Here is a 17,792-nt window from a genome sequence, read left to right on the forward strand (position 1 = left end):
GAGGAATATATGGGATATGATTCTTTGATCAGAGCCATAATTTCAATACCTAAAGAAGACATAATAATTGAGTGGGAAAGTGGCTTTAAGATTCTCGGTGTTAGAGATACTATTTATGAGACTGACAATGGTTTAGATGAGAATGACAGTGGGTTCATGGAATACGATGCTGCAGTTATTGAAGTTAAAAATATATTGTCAAAGCCGATTAAGGAAGAAGGAAGTATCTATAGTTGGTTGCAAAAAGGGAAAAGCTCGTTTATTGAAATTTCCCTTCATACCGATCCGCCTAATAAGATAACTTCTACAGATGGAAAGATTATTTGGATGGCAGAATAATGTTCAAAACCTTGATCGAGTGCTCATCACTCAGTCAAGGTTTTTTTCGAAACTACCATGATTGACCTGTTTTTTTAGCTACCGCCCGCCACAACTCACGCGCACCAAGCACCACCAATTAATCAGGCGGGAGATAACGAAGCCAAGGTAATTCGATTATTCTTACCCCCCCGCTAAGATTGAACGGAGTCGGAGTATCTTACAACATAGAGTGCCGAGGTGCGGCAATCTAAATCTATTTCATTTAGGATTTACGATTGTTCTATAGGCTGACTTGTTATCCATGAATTATTCCGATGTGACAATTCAAGAATCGCCATATGTTTCCCCCGCCGCCCGCTATGGTGTTTTGGGGTGTTGTGGTGCGCTTATAATTGACTGCAAAGCCTTGATTTTAATGGGGTAAGCGTAATGATGCTTTTTGTAGGATGTGTCAAATTATAGATTGCTCAGTGAGTCTGTATGTCAGGTATGACTGTATTCGGCATGACTTTCTAATCTGTTTCTGTAAGCTTCCCCCCGCCATTGTGCGGGGATTTTTCTTTTATGCGGTCTTAACTGTCTTTAATACAATTCGTATAGAAAAAGTGAAAGCAATTAAAGTCAAGAAAGGGATGGGGAATTATGGCGGTGTATAAATGGTTGGATAGATTGCAAAATCAATTCGATTACATTGACAACGAGGGGGCTTTTTCATACAAGGGTATCTTTAGCTGCGAGGATAAAAAACGATATAAGAACGCGGTAGTCTGTTCTTCGCCTAATAATACGTATTTTCTAAATGTCCCACAGACGTTAAGACGATGCTTGTTTCTCTCCACGAACGAAAAAGCGGTATTGTGGGAACTTATGTCATGGATGAATAACGATGAAGGATGTTGCCAAGTTCCACTTAAAACATTGGAAATGTACACGGGTCTAAGCTATAAGACGGTTGGTAAAATGATTCAGGGTCTTGTCAAAAAGGGGTTCATAAAGAAAAGACATACATTTTCGGCTGACGTTTATCGTATATGTGATCTTTCCCAAAATCCTTATATTCTAGCGAGCGAATGCGTTTATGATTGGTATAAAAAATACCATGCATTATGCAAACCTGATGAGAGAAGTATGATGCTGGAAAATATCATAGAGTATGATATTCCTCAATCTTTAGACAGTGCGCGAAAGGCTGTATATGAGTTTGTCGAAGACGAAAAACATTATAGGAAATTCATTAATATGATGGAGGAGGCAGGGGATTTCAAGGAAAACTACTTGGAAATGATCGGATTATTGGAGAGCTACTTAAATGAGATACATTTTCGATAATAAGGGTAAGCACCTTATACTATTATTGGGGTTAATAACCCAATAAGTAGCTCATGATTTCATCAGTCAAGGGATGTATAAATACTACGGTTTCAAATACCAAAATAGTCATTTTGAAATCGAATCTTTTACCTACCCCTATGTAATTTTACATGTGCTACGGAAAATTAGTCCATAAGTATGTGTAAATTCCATCTACAATTAAAAGAAATATTAAAAGACCAAATTAAACGAAAGAATTAAAATTCTCATTATATTCCCTCTCGCGGTGCTCGGGACTATTTTTTCAAGGAGTCTACCACATTCGGTAGGCTTCTTTTTCATACCCTCCCCCGACCCCCTCCCGCGGCAGCCGCGGCGGGCTATTCGTTCACCAGACGCACAGAATGCCTGTGTAGGCGATTCTGGTGGTTGGGTAGTTCTTGGGGTTATTAATAATATTATCGCGTCAAATTACCCCCTTTCTGTTCGTCTAGTGATGCGAGTACAACGTTCTGCACCGCCCTCCCTCAAAAATCTCCCGTTGGTATCATGCTACCCCCGCGCCTGTGAAGGCGTACTTTGCTTTCCCAAGACACTGGGGGGTTAGCGTGCTACTGCCTTCTCCCCACCCTAAATCATTTTATTTTTAAATTCAAATGCTCGAAAACCCCATTTACAACCGCTGCTGCATGTGGCTAGATAGTCCCCATGAATCAACAAATGCGCTCTTTGACAATCGCATATTTGCAGGCTTCATGCACTCCCCTGCCCTGCGGCTCTACGGCTGTGCTAAGCGCGTTGCATGACTTGTAGGTGGGAAAGGCTCTTGGGGTATGCCTACGGCTAGACCAGCGGAAACAGGCTTGACGAATGCATGGACAACAATCGGAGGCATTACTACTGCACCGGGTAATGCGGTTATGGCTAGAATCCATTTGCACTTGGAATCACCTGCACCCGGAGCCTTCATTATGGATGCTGTTAGTTTTAAGAAGAGCTTAGATGGAAATCTTCTGTATAATGAAAGCTTTGAGATCTATACGGGAACCAATGGAATAGCAGACGGATGGACAGGATACTGGCATGGAGCAGCGGGAGAATATAAAGTGATCTCTTCACCGGTAGTGTCTGGTAACCAAGCGCAACAAATATCAATGGCTGGGTTAGGTGGACTTTATCAGGAAGTGGCCGTGACCGGGAATAGTACTTATGAAATTAAGGGTCGGGTAAATATTACGGCGCTATCCAGCGGCAAAGTTCAACTGGTCGTTCTATACTATGATGCAGCGGGTAAGTTGTTGAGGGATGAACGTTCGGGGGAGACGAGCTTGACGAATGCGTGGACAACAATCGGAGGTCTTACTACCGCGCCGGGTAACGCGGTCATGGCGAGAATTCATTTGCACTTGGAATCAACCGCACCCGGAGCCTTCATTATGGACGCTGTTAGTTTTAAGAAGAGCTTAGATGGAAATCTTCTATATAACGAAAATTTTGAAATCTACACAGGAAAAAACGGAATAGCGGATGGATGGACAAGATATGGAGCGGCGGGAGACTTTAAGGTGGTTACGACGCCAGTAGTATCAGGAAGCCGTGCGCAACAAGTATCAATGGCAGGCTTGGGAGGAATTTACCAAGAAGTAGCCATAACAGGAAACAGTACCTATGAAATTAAAGGACTGGTAAATATTACGGCGCTATCTAGCGGTAAGGTACAGATGGTTGTTCAATATTATGATGCTTCGGGTAACCTGCTAAGTGATGTTAGACCAGCGGAAACAGGCTTGACGAATACATGGACAACAATCGGAGGCATTACTACTGCACCGGGTAATGCAGTTATGGCTAGAATCCATTTACACTTGGAATCACCCGCACCGGGAGCCTTCATTATGGACGCTGTTAGTTTTAAGAAGAGCTAATTTGAGGGACGATATCCGGATTGCAAGAATAACAAAGTAAGATATAGCAATCACATAAACTACGGTCTTTCTGAGGAAACAGGAGGTACACGTATTTTGGTCTAACGCAATGATCACACCTATACCTTGGAAGGTAAAGTATTGGGCTATTCTAAAATCAGCGAGCTAATCTCTCATTGAACACAACACGACTAATCCACGTGTTGTGTTTTTTCTAAGTCTAGCGAGCTCCTGAACAAAGTTACAAGCTAGCTACATTTACACAAGCTATCTGGAAAAGGTGTAATTTAACAAAAAAAGATAAGCCCTGAAAAACATCATAACAAAACTTCTTGGAGGCACTCATATTACATGCTAAAAAGATTCATTTCCTTTTCAATATGTTTCATGTTTAGTATTAGTTGGGTTTCAACGACCATGGCTGCAAACGTCAAAACGCAACATCTTTACGATAGTAAAGGAACATTAAAGGAAGCTACGACTTCAAATGGAACCATTTATTACGACTATGATTCCAATGGGAATTTGCTCCTGACGGTTGGGCAAATTTGGAAAGCCAAGGAGTTCTGGCAAGCTACCAGAATGAAGACAGGTATGTGATGTCGGGAAAGCGGGCACAGAAGATGACCAGTACTGCTTTAAATGGCAGAAGCATGGCGCTATTACAAGCTTTGGAAGTAGAGCCTAACCAACCGTATCGACTAAACGGACAGGTATATGCAGCGGAGTTAAACAACGCACAAACCAAGCTGACCGTAGCATTTTATGATGCGAGATACATTGATTCCATGCATTTTGTCTATACTCCATAACCAATTTTGAACAATATTTCAAGTTTGATATGCTTGGATCGATCCCTTATGAGGATGAACGAAGAATGCATACTCACGATCTAGAAGTAGAGACAAATTGATTGGCAGTTGACCACTGACGAAGCCCGATAAAATTAATGTGCACTTAACCATTATTCGAGAATTGACTCGGTATTAGTAGACAGGATTATTGGTTGCTTTTTTATCAATTATTGAAAGGAACTTTAAATGAATACGAAAATATATATAAAAATATTGATTTTGATAGTAGTTGTTATTAGTTTTTCTTCTGGTTTTACACAGTCTGCATTAGCCGATACTTATTTCTATGATTCAAATGGAAAATTAACCCAACAAATTAGGTCTGATGGTTCTGTGAGTTACTATTACGACCAAAACGGGAACTTGTTAAATAAATTGGTGAATAATAACATCATGGCGAATTATAGTTTCGAAACTTATTCAGGGACAAACGGCGTAGCGGATAATTGGAATGCGTATGCCGATCCCGGAATAAATCCAGTTTACCAAGTAGTAACGTGGCCTGTAAGTGCGGGGCAACGTGCACAGAAGCTAGCCGCTAGTAATATACCAAGTGGAGGCTTGCATATTTTTCAGGATACGATGGTAAAAAGCGACACAACGTATAGTCTAAGCGGACGTTTGAGAATTAGTGAGCTAATGAATGCTAAGGCATCGGTGTTTGTGTACTTTTATGATGCGGCCTATAATTTGTTGGGGAGCGAAAATATTGCGGAATACACGGCTAATATGGACTACACCAGCCTTGTCGGCTCTTTTACAACTCCGGCAGGGACAACCCAAGCCCGCGTTCATATCCGGTTAGACGCATTGGCAAAAGGTGGCGGCGGGACACTCCATGCGGACTCTTTTGCGATTAAAAAGGAAAGTGCAGCAAATTTATTGATTAACGGTGGTTATGAGGATAATACAGGGACCAAACGGCGTAGCGGACAATTGGAGTCCATATGCTGATCCCGGAATAAATCCAGTTTACCAAGTAGTAACGTGGCCTGTAAGTGCGGGTCAACGTGCACAGAAGTTAGCCGCTAGCAATATACCAAGTGGAGGCTTGCATATTTTTCAGGATACGATGGTAAAAAGCGGCACAACGTTTAGTCTAAGCGGACGATTGAGAATTAGCGAGCTGATGAACGCTAAGGCATCGGTATTTGTGTACTTTTATGATGCGGCTTATAATTTGTTGGGCAGCGAAAATATTGCGGAATACAAGGCTAACACAGACTACACCAGCCTTGTCGGCTCTTTTACAACTCCGGCAGGGACAACCCAAGCCCGCGTTCATATCCGGTTAGACGCATTGGCAAAAGGTGGCGGCGGGACACTCCATGCGGACTCTTTTGCGATTAAAAAGGAAAGTGCAGCAAATTTATTGATTAACGGTGGTTATGAGGAAAGTACAGGAATAATCGGCGTAGCGGATAATTGGAATGCGTATGCTGATCCCGGAATAAATCCAGCTTACCAAGTAGTAACGTGGCCTGTAAGTGCGGGTCAACGTGCACAGAAGTTAGCCGCTAGCAATATACCAAGCGGAGGCCTGCATATTTTTCAAGATACGATGGTAAAAAGCGGCACAACGTATAGTCTAAGCGGACGGTTGAGAATTAATGACCTAATGAATGCTAAGGCATCGGTATTTGTGTACTTTTATGATGCGGCTTATAATTTGTTGGGCAGCGAAAATATTGCGGAATACAAGGCTAATATGGACTACACCAGCCTTATCGGATCTTTTAAAACTCCGGCAGGAACAACCCAAGCCCGCGTTCATATCCGGTTAGACGCATTGGCAAAAGGTGGCGGCGGGACACTCTACGTCGATGAAGTTTCAATGATAGATTAGCTGACAAGTAATATAGAAATGGATTTTTTATTGTGGAATTATTTATAACTAATAGGGAACGATTCGAATATTTTGAAGAGGACAGGTAGAGAGATTAGGACGCTTACCTGTCCTTTTAGTTTTTAAATGGTTTATAAATTTAAAGATCTAAGTGAGAGTTCATCCTCAACTAATCCCCAAAAAAAGGGATTAAAAGTTTACCACCGATGAGCCTGATTAAATTAAAATGCCAATTTCATGGCCGGTGCTAACAATGATCACGAAAAGATTGGAATTATTTTCCGATAAATCTCGGTTTTAGAGAGCAATCTCTTCCGGGGTTTTTTTGTGATAAATCATTTTGTTAACACACAAAATTTTATGTGCGCGTGGCGGAGGAATAAGCAATGAAATTTTGCTATCCGTCACAGTGCCATAAAACGTGCTATCTTACACTAGAATCTTCCCTTCGCCCATCCGCCCGTTTGGTCACCGCGCCGGCGGGTGAATCGCCAAAGAAACAAAAATAATACAACAAATAAAAAAACAGTCTTGTTGTTGGCTTTCTTCGTCCATTTTAGAATAAAAACAGAAGCCGGGCGGCCTTGGAAATGCCGGTTTCGGGTCCCGCGGACCGCATGCTCCGCAGGAACAAATCCACACTAAAGTCAGGGGTGCTGAATGTGAAAAGATTGAAAAAAGGTTTGGTTTCCATGGCATTGCTTACGCTGGCCTTCTCGTTAGCGGCTTGCGGGCAGACACCGGTGGCGAGCGATTCCGGGAAAAAGGAAGAGAAAACCGCGGCCCAAAAAGAAGAGAAAAAAGCGAATCTCGTTGTTGCCGGCGTCGTCTTTCAGGAAGACCAGTTTATGAAATTGCTATCGCTCGGTTATCAGGATGCCGCCAATACGGCCGGCGTCAAAATTTTGACGGGCAATACCGGGAACGATCAGGGAAAAGAAACCGAGTTGATCAACACGTATATCGGGCAAAAGCTGGACGGGATCGCCATCGCACCGCTTAATCAGGATTCCTCGGTGGCTGCGCTTAAGCGGGCGGACGACAAGGGCGTGAAGGTTTCCGTCACGAACATTTCCTTGACCAACGCACCGTTCATCGTCGGCGGCTATACGTCGGACAACAAAAATATCGGTCAGGTGACCGGGAAGGAAGCGGCCCGCTTCATCCAGGAAAAGCTGGGAGGCAAAGCGAAAATCGCCGTGCTGCAATACAAGTCCCAGCTTCCGCAGCAAAGCACCGACCGGGTGAACGGCTTTTTGGAAGAGGTGAAAAAAGTAAACCCCGATGTGCAGGTCGTGGCCGATCAAGACGCATGGCTGCAGGATAAGGCCGTCTCCGTCGTCGGCGATATTTTGACGGCTCACCCGGACGTGAACGTCATCTGGGCGGCTAACGAGGGCGGCACGATCGGAGCGGCGATGGCGGTGAAGAATGCGGGCAAATCGGGCAAGGTGTATGTGTTCGGCACCGATGCGAGCTATCAGTTGATCGCAATGCTGAAGGAGAAGGACAATATTTTGCAGGCGATTGCGGGTCAAGATCCGTACAGTATGGGATATAAAGCGATGGAGCTGCTGATCAAGGGCTTGAAGGGCGAAGATGTGAGCGCGAACAAAGGGAAGACGACAAGCGTTGACGGAATTCTACTAAGCCGATCCAATCCCGAAGGCCTCGCCAAGTTCGAAGCGGATTTGAATGCCAAAATGAGCAAGAGCAAGTGATATGACTATTAACCGCATCGGGAGACGGAGGGGCTGCTGCAGCGGCCCCGGATGGCCGGTAGAAGCCCCAGAGGAGATCGCGAGGGAAGGCATATGAGCGTATTGGAAACCCGCAGCATTACGAAGCATTACCCCGGCACGGTCGCGTTGGATCAGGTGACGGTGTCGTTTGAGAGCGGCAAGGTGCACGCGCTGCTCGGCAAGAACGGGTCCGGCAAATCGACCCTGCTCAAAATTTTTTCCGGCGCCGTCCAGCCGACGCAAGGAGAAGTCATACTGGATGGCACCGCGCTGCGCTTTAAAGATCCCGGTGACGCATTCGCCCAAGGAGTCGCCATCGTATATCAGGAGCTCAGTCTCGTCCCCGGCATGACGGTGGCGGAAAATATTTTCTTGGGCCGACTGCCGATGAAAGGTCCGTTTATCGACTGGAAGAAAGCCTACAGCATGACCCGCGAGCTGCTGAACGAATACAACATCGATATCGCTGCGGACGAACTGGTGGCGAATTTGAGCGTCGGTCAGGCGCAAATGATCGAGATTGTGAAAGCGCTGACGTTCAAGCCGAAGGTGCTTCAACTGGATGAGCCGACCTCGGCTTTGGCCAAAAATGAGATTGATTCGTTGTTCAATATGATCCGCGAGCTGAAGAAAAAAGACGTCATCATCATTTACGTCTCACACCGGCTCCATGAGCTGTGGGAGATTGCGGATACGTGCACCGTTCTGCGCGAAGGGCATTTTATCGGCACGGCTCCGATGGCCGGTCTCACCCGGAAAGAACTGATCCATATGATGTTCGGCGATGTAGAGATCCGGACGCGTCCGGATGATCTGCGCGTGACCAACGAGGTGGTGCTGGAGGTCAAAGGGCTGACGCGAAAACACAAATTCCGCGATATCTCCTTCCAATTGAAAAAAGGGGAAATTCTCGGCATCGCCGGCATGCTGGGCTCCGGGCGTACCGAGCTGCTGAAATCAATCTTCGGCGCCGACCAGTTGGATAGCGGCGAAATTTACTGCTGCGGACAGCGGATCGATTCGCCGACTCCTGCGAGAATGAAAAAAGCCGGCTTGGCCTTAACGCCGGAGGACCGGAAGCACGAGGGCCTGATCCAGCTCGCTTCGATCCGCGACAATCTGTGTGTGGCGAGCCTTGACCGGATCGCGAAGGGCCCGATGATCCGCAAGAAAACGGAGGCCGAATTTGTGCGCCGTCAGATGGAAGAGCTGCAGATCAAAGCGACCGACGTCGAGCATCCGGTTTCTTCGTTGTCCGGCGGCAATCAGCAGAAGGTCGTGGTCGGCAACTGGCTGAATACGGACCCGAAGATTATGTTTTTCGATGAGCCGACGCGCGGGATCGACGTGAACGCCAAGCAGCAAATTTTTCAGGTCATCTGGGAGCAGTCTCGTAAGGGCATATCGAGCATTATGGTTTCGTCCGAGCTGGAGGAGCTGCTTGAGGTGTGCCACCGGATTTTGATTTTGCGGGACGGACGCATCGAAGGGGAATACGTCCCCGAGGAACTGAAGATCGACGAGCTGTACGCGTTAAGTATGGGAGGAGAAACCGCATGAAATCGACAACGCTGGAATTAAACAAAAGTTCCCGTATCGACATCCGCAAAGGCTTGAACAAATATGTGCTCGAACTTATTTTGCTCGTGATCGTGATCGCTATGGCCTTCGCGTCTCCCGGCTTCTTAACGTCGGAGAACCTGCTGAACATTCTGCGCAACATCGCGCTGCAGGGCTGTATCGCTTTCGGGATGACGATGGTGATTATCGCGGGGGAGATCGACTTGTCCATCGGCTCGACCGTCGCCCTGACGGGGGTCATCATCGGTCTTACGACCGGGTGGCTCAGCAGCTCGGGCATCATGCCGATGGATCAGGCGGTCGTGGTCGGCATCGTGCTCTCTTTTGTTGTGGCGGGGCTGATCGGGCTGTTCAACGGATGGATTATGACCAAGTATAAAATGCCGTCCTTTATTGTCACGCTTGCGATGTTGAACGTCATTTACGGGCTGGCGGCGGTCGTCTCCAAAGGCTTCCCCGTGACGACGCTGCCGTCGTGGTACAACGAGCTGGGCTCGGGCGAATTTCTTTCTGTTCCGATTCCTGCGATCCTTCTGCTGCTCGTATTCGCCATTGTATATACCGTGATGAACTATACGAAATTCGGACGCTCGGTCTACGCCGTGGGCGGGAATCCGGAATCGGCAAGGCTGTCCGGCATTCATGTGCCGCGGGTGAAAATCATTTGCATGGTCGTGGTGCAGCTTTGTTCGGCACTTAGCGGCGTCCTCGTGTCCTCCCAAGTCATGTCCGGGTCGTTTTCCTTCGGGAAAGGATGGGAAATGATGGCGATTTCCTCCGTCATTATTGGCGGCACCAGCTTGATGGGCGGGATCGGGAAAGTACGGGGGACGTTTATCGGCCTTATTTTCCTCGGGGTGCTGATCAACGCCATGACGCTGCTCAATGTGAACGAATATGTGCAGTATATCGTGCGCGGTCTGCTGATTTTGGTCGCCGTCCTCATTGCCTCGATTCAATACATGAAGAAAAAGGGGTAAAGCGCAAAAGGGATGGCCACGGTATAATGTGGATACGAACGATGAATAAAGGACGAAGATACCATGGCCCTTCGAAATATGAGCTTTCGCTTGAAAATGTTCGTGATCATGTTTATCGTCATTCTCATTCCCATGATTCTGGTCAGCACGATCCTGTTCAAATGGTCGGAGCAGGCCATCACGGACCAAACCTCCAAGGTCGTCATCAGCAGCATCCAATTTGCCGTGACCAACATCGATTCCGCGCTGGAAAACGTGGCGGGCATGAGCAAGATGCTGCTGACCGAAAACCGGCTGATCGCCATCGCCAAGCGCGGGGAACCGCTGAAACCGGAAGAGAAAAACGAAAAATACAACGGCATCATGGATCTGCTGAGCTTTTTCATTACACGGATTAAAGTGATGAATATATTGGAGGGCATCGACTCGTTCTACTTGTATTTGGTGAAGCAAAATACGATCATGGACTCCAAGTCGACCTATTACGAGGATGTCAACGTAGACCATATCGATTTTGTGCAGCAAGCGAAAAGCGGGCAATGGAAGGACCGTTGGTTCGTGTCCGCGCCGGTCAATTACGATTCGTTGAACGGCATCGAAACGCGGTTGGAAACCGCGAAGCAGATCTCGTTTACGACGGCGTTGAGCGACGAAGACGGCCACGATATCGCGGTATTGGCGGCGAATGTCAACGAGAGCTTTATCAGCGATTATTATAAAAAGATTCAGCGCGGTATCCCAGGCGAGTTCGTCGTGCTGGATCGGAGCTCCACGGTGGTGGCGTGCCCGGACAGCCGGCTCGTCGGCAGCAGGACCGCGGATTATTCCCACATGAACGATACGATCCAAAACATGAAAAGCAAGAGCGGCAGCTTCTTTATCACCGTACAGGGCGAAGAGAAGTTTGCCGTTTATTCCGTTTCGGACTACACGAATTGGAGCTATGTCGTCGTGATTCCGGCTTCCGAGATTTTGGGGAAAGTCAATGAAATGCAAAAGTTTATGCTGATCGTCATCTCGGTGACCGGAATTTTGATCTTCGGCATTACGCTGCTGCTGTCCCGTTTCTTTTACAAGCCTTTGGAGAAATTGGTCTTGGCCATGCAAAAAATCGAGAACCGCAGGCTTGATTTCAAGATCAAGGATAACCGCGGGGACGAATACAAGCGGGTGTATCAAGGGTTTAACGATATGGTCGACGAGTTGAACGTCTTGATCCAGGATTTGGAGAATGAAAAAATTTTAAATCAGGAAGCGGAAATCAAGCTGCTGCAGGCGCAGATCAACCCGCATTTTTTATACAACACGCTCGACTCCATATATAGTATTGCCAGGATCAAAAAAGTGGACGAGATCTCGCAGATGGTTGCCGCGTTGTCCAAATTTTTCAGAATCAGCCTGAGCTCGGGCAAAGAGGTCGTCACGCTGAAGGAAGCTGTGCAGCTGGTGATCAACTACTTGACGATCCTCAATATCCGGTATAAGGGCGCCATTACCTTTGATCTGAACATTCCCGAGGAGCTGTATGTCTGTCAGGTGCCGAAGCTGCTGCTGCAGCCCATCGTGGAAAATGCCGTTTACCACGGGCTCGAACGGCGCAAGGGAGGAGGTCAACTGACGATCTCCGCCGTAAGGCAATCGCACGCTTTGTTCCTGTACGTGGAGGACGACGGCATCGGTATCGAGCCTGCCGCTCTGGAGAAGCTGCAAAGCATGCTTGACGGGAACAATCCGGGGGAATCGTCCGGATTCGCGCTGCGCAACCTGAATCGGCAAATTCGTTTAAAATACGGGATGACCTACGGTGTTACGCTGGAAAGCGCATACGGGCAAGGCACCCGCGTGACCGTTAAGCTGCCTGTCATGACGATGGAGAGGGGAGATTCGGATGTACCGCATGATCGTAGTCGATGACGAAGCATGGATTCGCGAGCGGCTCGTGCATACGATCGATTGGGGCAAATTGGGCATCGGCTTCCTGCATGAAGCGACCTGCGGCGAAGAAGCGCTTGCCCTCGCTGGGGAAGTGCGGCCGGATCTCATCCTGACCGATATCCGAATGCCCCGTATGGACGGGCTGGAATTAATCAAGCGGCTCAAGGAGCAACGGCTTGATGCTAAAGTGGTTATTATCAGCGGCTTCAGCGATTTTGAGTACGCCAAAAAGGCGCTTTCCTTAGGCGCTTCCGATTATATTTTGAAGCCGGTGGAGGACGACGATCTGCTTGATGTGGTCGCGCGTTGCCTGGAGCAAATCGAGACGGAACGGCAAAAGGAAGCTTTGCTGAAAAAAGCCGACGATCAGGTCAACAAGCGTTTGCCATTATTAAAGGAAATGCTCTTCTCGAAATTGATTATGGGACACAAGCCCGACGAGCCAAAATTGCGCGAGGCGCTGAACGATTTCGGGTTGAAGAACAAGGGCCTCCGCCATGCTTGTTTGGTGCTCCAGGTGCCGGAGCCGGAAGCGTTTCCGCCGGAAAATAAGCCGGATGCGAATTTTACCCAGTTCGTGCTGCGCAATTTGCTGCGAGATTTTTTGCCGAACGTGTGCGAGAACGAGATCGTCTTCGCCCATGCGGACGAGGTGGTCTGCATCGTTTCCTCCTTCGAGGAGGACGATGCGCTGGCCCGCGCCTGCCTGACGATGTTCGAAGATATCCGCAAAATCGTTCATAAAATCGTCGGCAGCGCCGTCATCATTGGCTTAGGCGGAGCGGTCGGTGACCTGCTGGACATTTCCGTGTCCTACCGGCAGGCGAAGCAGATGCTGCTCCACGGCTATTTGGACACGGGGCGGGGCAAAGAGACGAGGACTGCGACAGGACCGAACAAAACGAGGGGATATCGGCTTTACGATACGGAAGCGCTGATCAACCATATCCGGGTAGGGAACAAGGCCGTAGCCTTGGCGAGTCTGGATCAGATCGTGTGGGAAAACCGGAGCATCCGCCCGATCGACTTGAAGTTTATTTATATCGATATCGTCAATTCGCTTGTCAGGACCGCCGTGGAGGGCAGCGGGGCGGCGAAAGACTTTTCGAATTTCTGCCTGCATTTTTTCGAGCTGCTGCAGCAGTCGCAATCGACGGACGAAATTCATGGGCTGCTCGGCGATACCATTACGAAAATCATCGACTTTCTGGAACATTCGCAGAGCAAAAAAAGGCGCAAGGTAATCGAGAAAGCGTTGGAATATATGGAGCTTCACTACTCGGAGGAGCTGAATCTGAACACCGTAGCCGAGCGCTTTTACTTGAACGCGTCGTACTTCAGCAAAATTTTCAAAGAGGAGCTCGGCGTTTCGTATACGAAATATTTGATGGAGTTCAGGGTCAATAAAGCGGCGGAACTGATGAGCGACCCGACGCTGAAGATTTACGAAATCTCGCATCGGGTCGGGTATGAGGATGTGCAGTATTTTACCAAAATGTTCAAGTCCATCAAGGGAGTAACCCCAGGACAGTACCGGGAGAAGATCCGGTGACGGCTAAGCCAATTTGAGTACATTGCGGAATTTGATGAAGCTTACGATTCTCCAGCAAGCCACATAACCGAAGGTGACCAAGTTGCACAAAAAGCCCAGCGTGCTCGGATCGATAACCTTAACCGTGCCAACAAACACGAACCGAAGCGCAAAGACGACGATCAGGATGACAAACACGATTTTATTGCGCTTGATAAACGCCGCCCCGTGTTCCCGGACTTCAAAATTCGTCGTCATAATAAGCGGAACGGAAATGACCAGACCGATCAGCAGCGCGATGAGAACTTGGCTGGACTGCAGATGCAGGTTCGGGTCCATTAATTGAAATAACGAGGTCGAGATGTATAAAATCGGCAGCAGTAAGGAAATCCCCGGCTTCTTGATGGGGGTGCTCATGCCGCGGAATTGACCGCGAATAATGAGAAGAAAGATTAATACGGAAATTCCTAGGGATACGGTTGCGTTCATGGTGACAACACTCCTTCGATCAATTTGTAAATTAAGTATCTCTCATCCGGGAGTTGTCAAACAGTGAAAGAAGTAATCCGATCTTGGTGACGATTGTCATTTTCGTATTGTCTATCGAACCGCTATCGATTCTATGATGTTTTGGATTTTTGGAAATTATGGTAAAATAGTTTAACTGAATATTTTGCTTGCATGCACGTGCCTCGATATGGATTTTTCGATATCGGGGCTTTGTTCTTTTGAAGCGCGTGCTATGGAACAAACTTAAAGAATGGAGCCTAACATGCTAACGAGCACACAACAATTTTACGTCAACGGATTGAATTATACGATCAGATCCGCAAGGGAAAAAGACGCCGGACAATTGTCCGAAGTAAGATTGCAGATTGACGGAGAAACCGAAAATATGGACCGAGAAAGAGGGGAGGCGTTTATCGATCCGGCAGGCTTCGAGCAGATCATTAAAACCGATACCGAGCAACCAAGAAACTTGTTTCTAGTCGCCACCGTTCAGGATCGGATAGTCGGTTTTTCAAGATGCGAAGGAGTTTACTTGAAACGATTCTCTCATAAAGTCGAATTCGGAGTATGCGTATTAAAAGAGTTTTGGGGATACGGTATCGGAAAAAATCTTTTAAAAGAATCGATTACTTGGGCTGACGCGAACGGCATTAAAAAAATGACCTTGAATGTGTTGGAAACCAACGACAAGGCTGTTGAGCTGTATAAAAGGCTTGGTTTTGAAGTGGAAGGTATATTGAAAAACGACAAAATTCTTTCTGACGGTAACTATTATAATACCATTGTGATGGGAAGATTTAATGCATGATCGGGATTCATTCCTCTATGATTTGACAATCATACTCTTTACGAATAAGGTTGTATCATATATATTAATATTACACATTAATGGAGGCTATTCTCTCCAATGTGATACAACATTGATAGTATCGATCCACTTGCAGGGGGATATCAGGGGAGGAGAATTTGTCATGGGAGTTCAAACAAGCGGGAGCTATACGATTATTTTGCGAATGGAGACGGAACCGAATGTTCCATTCATTCATATCGCGAATGCGATTCACGAAACCGGGGGCGAAATTGTCGCTGTCGATAACGTGAACCGAAGTAAAAATACGACGATCCGCGATATTACGGTGAATGTGTCCAATGCGGAAAATGAAGCTACCTTGATTAAAAATGTGACCAAAGTGCCGGGAATTAAAATCATTAACTTTTCCGACCGCACCTTCTTAATGCATCTGGGCGGCAAGCTTGAGGTCCATTCGAAGGTCCCCATCAAGAATCGGGACGATCTCTCCCATGTGTACACTCCCGGTGTAGCCCGCGTCTGTATGGCGCTGCACGAAGACCCTGCCAAGGCGTATTCGCTGACAATCAAAAGAAATACGGTGGCGGTCGTCAGCGACGGAACGGCCGTCCTCGGGCTCGGAGATATCGGGCCGATCGCGGCTATGCCGGTGATGGAAGGAAAAGCGATGCTGTTCAAGGAAATGGCGGGCATCGATTCGTTTCCGATTTGTTTGGATACGAAGGATACGGAAGAAATTATCCGGATTGTGAAAGCGATTGCGCCGGCGTTTGGCGGAATCAACCTGGAGGACATTTCCTCTCCGCGCTGCTTTGAAATCGAGGAACGGTTGAAGCAGGAGCTGGATATTCCGGTATTTCATGACGATCAGCATGGGACGGCCGTTGTCATGCTGGCGGGACTGATTAACGCATTGAAATTGGTCGGCAAAAAGCTGACGGATATTAAAGTCGTCTTCAGCGGGGTCGGCGCCGCCGGGGTAGCTTGCACCAAGATGCTGATGGCTGCCGGAGTGACGCATATCATCGGCGCTTCGCGGTCCGTTGGGATCATACGCCGGGGTGAAGCGTACAGTAATCCCATGTTTCAATGGTATGCCGAGCATACGAACCCGGATAACATTGCGGGCACTTTATCGGATGCGATGCAGGATGCGGATGTATTTATCGGCCTGTCCGGTCCGGGGGTGATCGGTGTCGAGGATTTGAAAAAAATGGCGATAGACCCGATCGTATTTGCGATGGCCAATCCGACGCCGGAGATCCTGCCGGAAATTGCGGAACCGTACGTTCGCGTGATGGCAACCGGAAGGTCGGATTACCCGAACCAGTTAAATAACGTACTGTGCTTCCCCGGCATTTTCAGAGGGGCATTGGATTGCCAGGCGACGACCATTAACGAGGAAATGAAGCTTGCCGCCGCTTACGCGATCGCCTCCACCGTAGAGGACGACGAATTGAACGAGCAGTATATCATTCCGAGCGTCTTTAACAGCCGGGTCGTAGAAGCGGTTAGAAAAAAAGTAACACAAGCCGCAGTGGAAACCGGCGTAGCACGCAAAATTCCACACGAGTTTGCTTAAATCCAGGCCGGTACGGACTGTGTACTAGCTCTCCTTTAAAACAAAACAGCTCCGCTTCTCCCGAAGCGGGGCTTTTGTTATTGAGAAAGTGGTTTTTTAACAAGAATAGAGATACATACGGAGGTGGGGTATCCACTGGAGAAGCGATAGCGGCCGCCTTTGTCTTCGGGAAATGTCCGCTGATAAGCGGCTTCAATAAAAATTTCCCGATGACAACAGCGGTCGGAAGTAGATACCCCACCCCTTCGTAACCTCTATAACCTCAATTAACCACTTTCTCAACAAGCTCAGCCTCGCTTCTCCCAAAGCAGAGCTATTTGTGCTCCCGAATTTCCAAAGCCCCATTGACAGAAGCTCCAAAATCCCCTAACCTGAATTTATTTAGCCGACAAACTAAAGGGAGGACTCCTCGATGTTGCACGACGATTCGCTGACCCGCCTGATGCGGCATGTGCTCAAGCTTCATCGGCACAGCGTCGATCTGATGATTCAGAAATACGACGTCTTTCCCGGACAGCCTCCGCTGCTCATGCGGTTGTCGGAGCGGGACGGGCAGAGCCAGAAGGAGCTGGCGGACAGCATGCTCATCAAGCCGCCCACATTAACCGTGATGATCAACCGCATGGAGAAGACGGGGCTCGTCGAACGGAAGCCGGACCCGGGCGATCAGCGCGTGTCCCGCGTCTACTTGACCGGGAAAGGACGGCAAGCCGCCGCCGGCGTCCAGGAAGCGCTGCAGGTATTGGAGGCGGAATGCTTCGAGCATTTCAGCCCGGAGGAAAAAATGCTGTTCCGTCGGCTGCTGCTCCAGGTTCGCGATAATTTGGAGACGTTTCAACGGAATTTTAAGAATGAATAGTTAG

15 protein-coding genes are annotated in these 17,792 nt (G+C 47.9%); 14 read left to right on the forward strand and 1 reads right to left on the reverse strand.

The features are described from left to right. The first annotated feature begins 9 nt into the window (after nucleotides 1–9). The 11 genes from ET33_RS12835 (at nucleotide 10) to ET33_RS12890 (ending at nucleotide 14,047) form a co-directional block, all read left to right on the forward strand. Nucleotides 10–339: a hypothetical protein gene (locus tag ET33_RS12835; protein WP_036681528.1), complete on the forward strand. Its 330-nt coding sequence runs from the start codon at nucleotides 10–12 to the stop codon at nucleotides 337–339. Between the two features lie 624 nt (nucleotides 340–963). Continuing rightward, a complete protein-coding gene (locus ET33_RS12840; RefSeq protein WP_036681531.1) occupies nucleotides 964–1,650 on the forward strand; it encodes a helix-turn-helix domain-containing protein in 687 nt (228 codons plus the stop codon). 953 nt (nucleotides 1,651–2,603) lie between these two features. Further along, a complete protein-coding gene (locus ET33_RS12845; RefSeq protein WP_152570629.1) occupies nucleotides 2,604–3,557 on the forward strand; it encodes a carbohydrate binding domain-containing protein in 954 nt (317 codons plus the stop codon). Between the two features lie 351 nt (nucleotides 3,558–3,908). After that, nucleotides 3,909–4,157 (forward strand): RHS repeat domain-containing protein, encoded by a 249-nt coding sequence (locus tag ET33_RS12850; RefSeq protein WP_036681535.1) that lies wholly within the window; start codon nucleotides 3,909–3,911, stop codon nucleotides 4,155–4,157. A 440-nt stretch (nucleotides 4,158–4,597) separates the two neighbouring features. After that, complete coding sequence (locus ET33_RS12860; RefSeq protein ID WP_036681541.1) at nucleotides 4,598–5,365, forward strand: hypothetical protein; 768 nt, start codon at nucleotides 4,598–4,600, stop codon at nucleotides 5,363–5,365. 97 nt (nucleotides 5,366–5,462) lie between these two features. Continuing rightward, nucleotides 5,463–6,257 (forward strand): carbohydrate binding domain-containing protein, encoded by a 795-nt coding sequence (locus tag ET33_RS12865; protein ID WP_036681545.1) that lies wholly within the window; start codon nucleotides 5,463–5,465, stop codon nucleotides 6,255–6,257. Between the two features lie 662 nt (nucleotides 6,258–6,919). After that, on the forward strand, nucleotides 6,920–7,978 hold the full coding sequence (locus ET33_RS12870; protein ID WP_161783540.1) for a substrate-binding domain-containing protein: 1,059 nt from the start codon (nucleotides 6,920–6,922) through the stop codon (nucleotides 7,976–7,978). A gap of 93 nt (nucleotides 7,979–8,071) precedes the next feature. Continuing rightward, nucleotides 8,072–9,559 (forward strand): sugar ABC transporter ATP-binding protein, encoded by a 1,488-nt coding sequence (locus ET33_RS12875; protein ID WP_036681547.1) that lies wholly within the window; start codon nucleotides 8,072–8,074, stop codon nucleotides 9,557–9,559. Further along, complete coding sequence (locus tag ET33_RS12880; RefSeq protein ID WP_036681549.1) at nucleotides 9,556–10,560, forward strand: ABC transporter permease; 1,005 nt, start codon at nucleotides 9,556–9,558, stop codon at nucleotides 10,558–10,560. The genes ET33_RS12875 and ET33_RS12880 overlap by 4 nt, the downstream gene beginning before the upstream one ends. 63 nt (nucleotides 10,561–10,623) lie before the next feature. Beyond that, on the forward strand, nucleotides 10,624–12,474 hold the full coding sequence (locus ET33_RS12885) for a cache domain-containing sensor histidine kinase (protein ID WP_036681552.1): 1,851 nt from the start codon (nucleotides 10,624–10,626) through the stop codon (nucleotides 12,472–12,474). Then, nucleotides 12,449–14,047 carry a response regulator gene (locus ET33_RS12890; RefSeq protein WP_036681555.1) on the forward strand — a complete coding sequence of 533 codons (1,599 nt, stop codon included), beginning with the start codon at nucleotides 12,449–12,451 and terminating at the stop codon, nucleotides 14,045–14,047. The genes ET33_RS12885 and ET33_RS12890 overlap by 26 nt, the downstream gene beginning before the upstream one ends. Nucleotides 14,048–14,050: 3 nt before the next feature. On the opposite strand, the gene ET33_RS12895 is transcribed toward ET33_RS12890, so the two are convergent. Beyond that, nucleotides 14,051–14,515: a CcdC protein domain-containing protein gene (locus ET33_RS12895; RefSeq protein ID WP_036681557.1), complete on the reverse strand. Its 465-nt coding sequence runs from the start codon at nucleotides 14,513–14,515 to the stop codon at nucleotides 14,051–14,053. Nucleotides 14,516–14,798: 283 nt separating this feature from the next. Here ET33_RS12895 and ET33_RS12900 point away from each other — a divergent pair, with 283 nt between their 5' ends. From ET33_RS12900 to ET33_RS12910, 3 genes are all read left to right on the forward strand, one after another. Beyond that, nucleotides 14,799–15,344, forward strand: a complete 546-nt coding sequence (locus ET33_RS12900; RefSeq protein WP_036681560.1) for a GNAT family N-acetyltransferase — start codon at nucleotides 14,799–14,801, stop codon at nucleotides 15,342–15,344. A 205-nt stretch (nucleotides 15,345–15,549) separates the two neighbouring features. Next, nucleotides 15,550–16,929: an NAD-dependent malic enzyme gene (locus ET33_RS12905; RefSeq protein WP_407668098.1), complete on the forward strand. Its 1,380-nt coding sequence runs from the start codon at nucleotides 15,550–15,552 to the stop codon at nucleotides 16,927–16,929. 412 nt (nucleotides 16,930–17,341) lie between these two features. Continuing rightward, entirely contained in the window at nucleotides 17,342–17,788 is a 447-nt protein-coding gene (locus tag ET33_RS12910; protein WP_036681567.1) for a MarR family winged helix-turn-helix transcriptional regulator, read from the forward strand. Nucleotides 17,789–17,792: the final 4 nt, after the last annotated feature.

This window comes from Paenibacillus tyrphae (genome assembly GCF_000722545.1).
In the GTDB taxonomy this organism is placed as follows: Bacteria; Bacillota; Bacilli; order Paenibacillales; family NBRC-103111; genus Paenibacillus_G; species Paenibacillus_G tyrfis.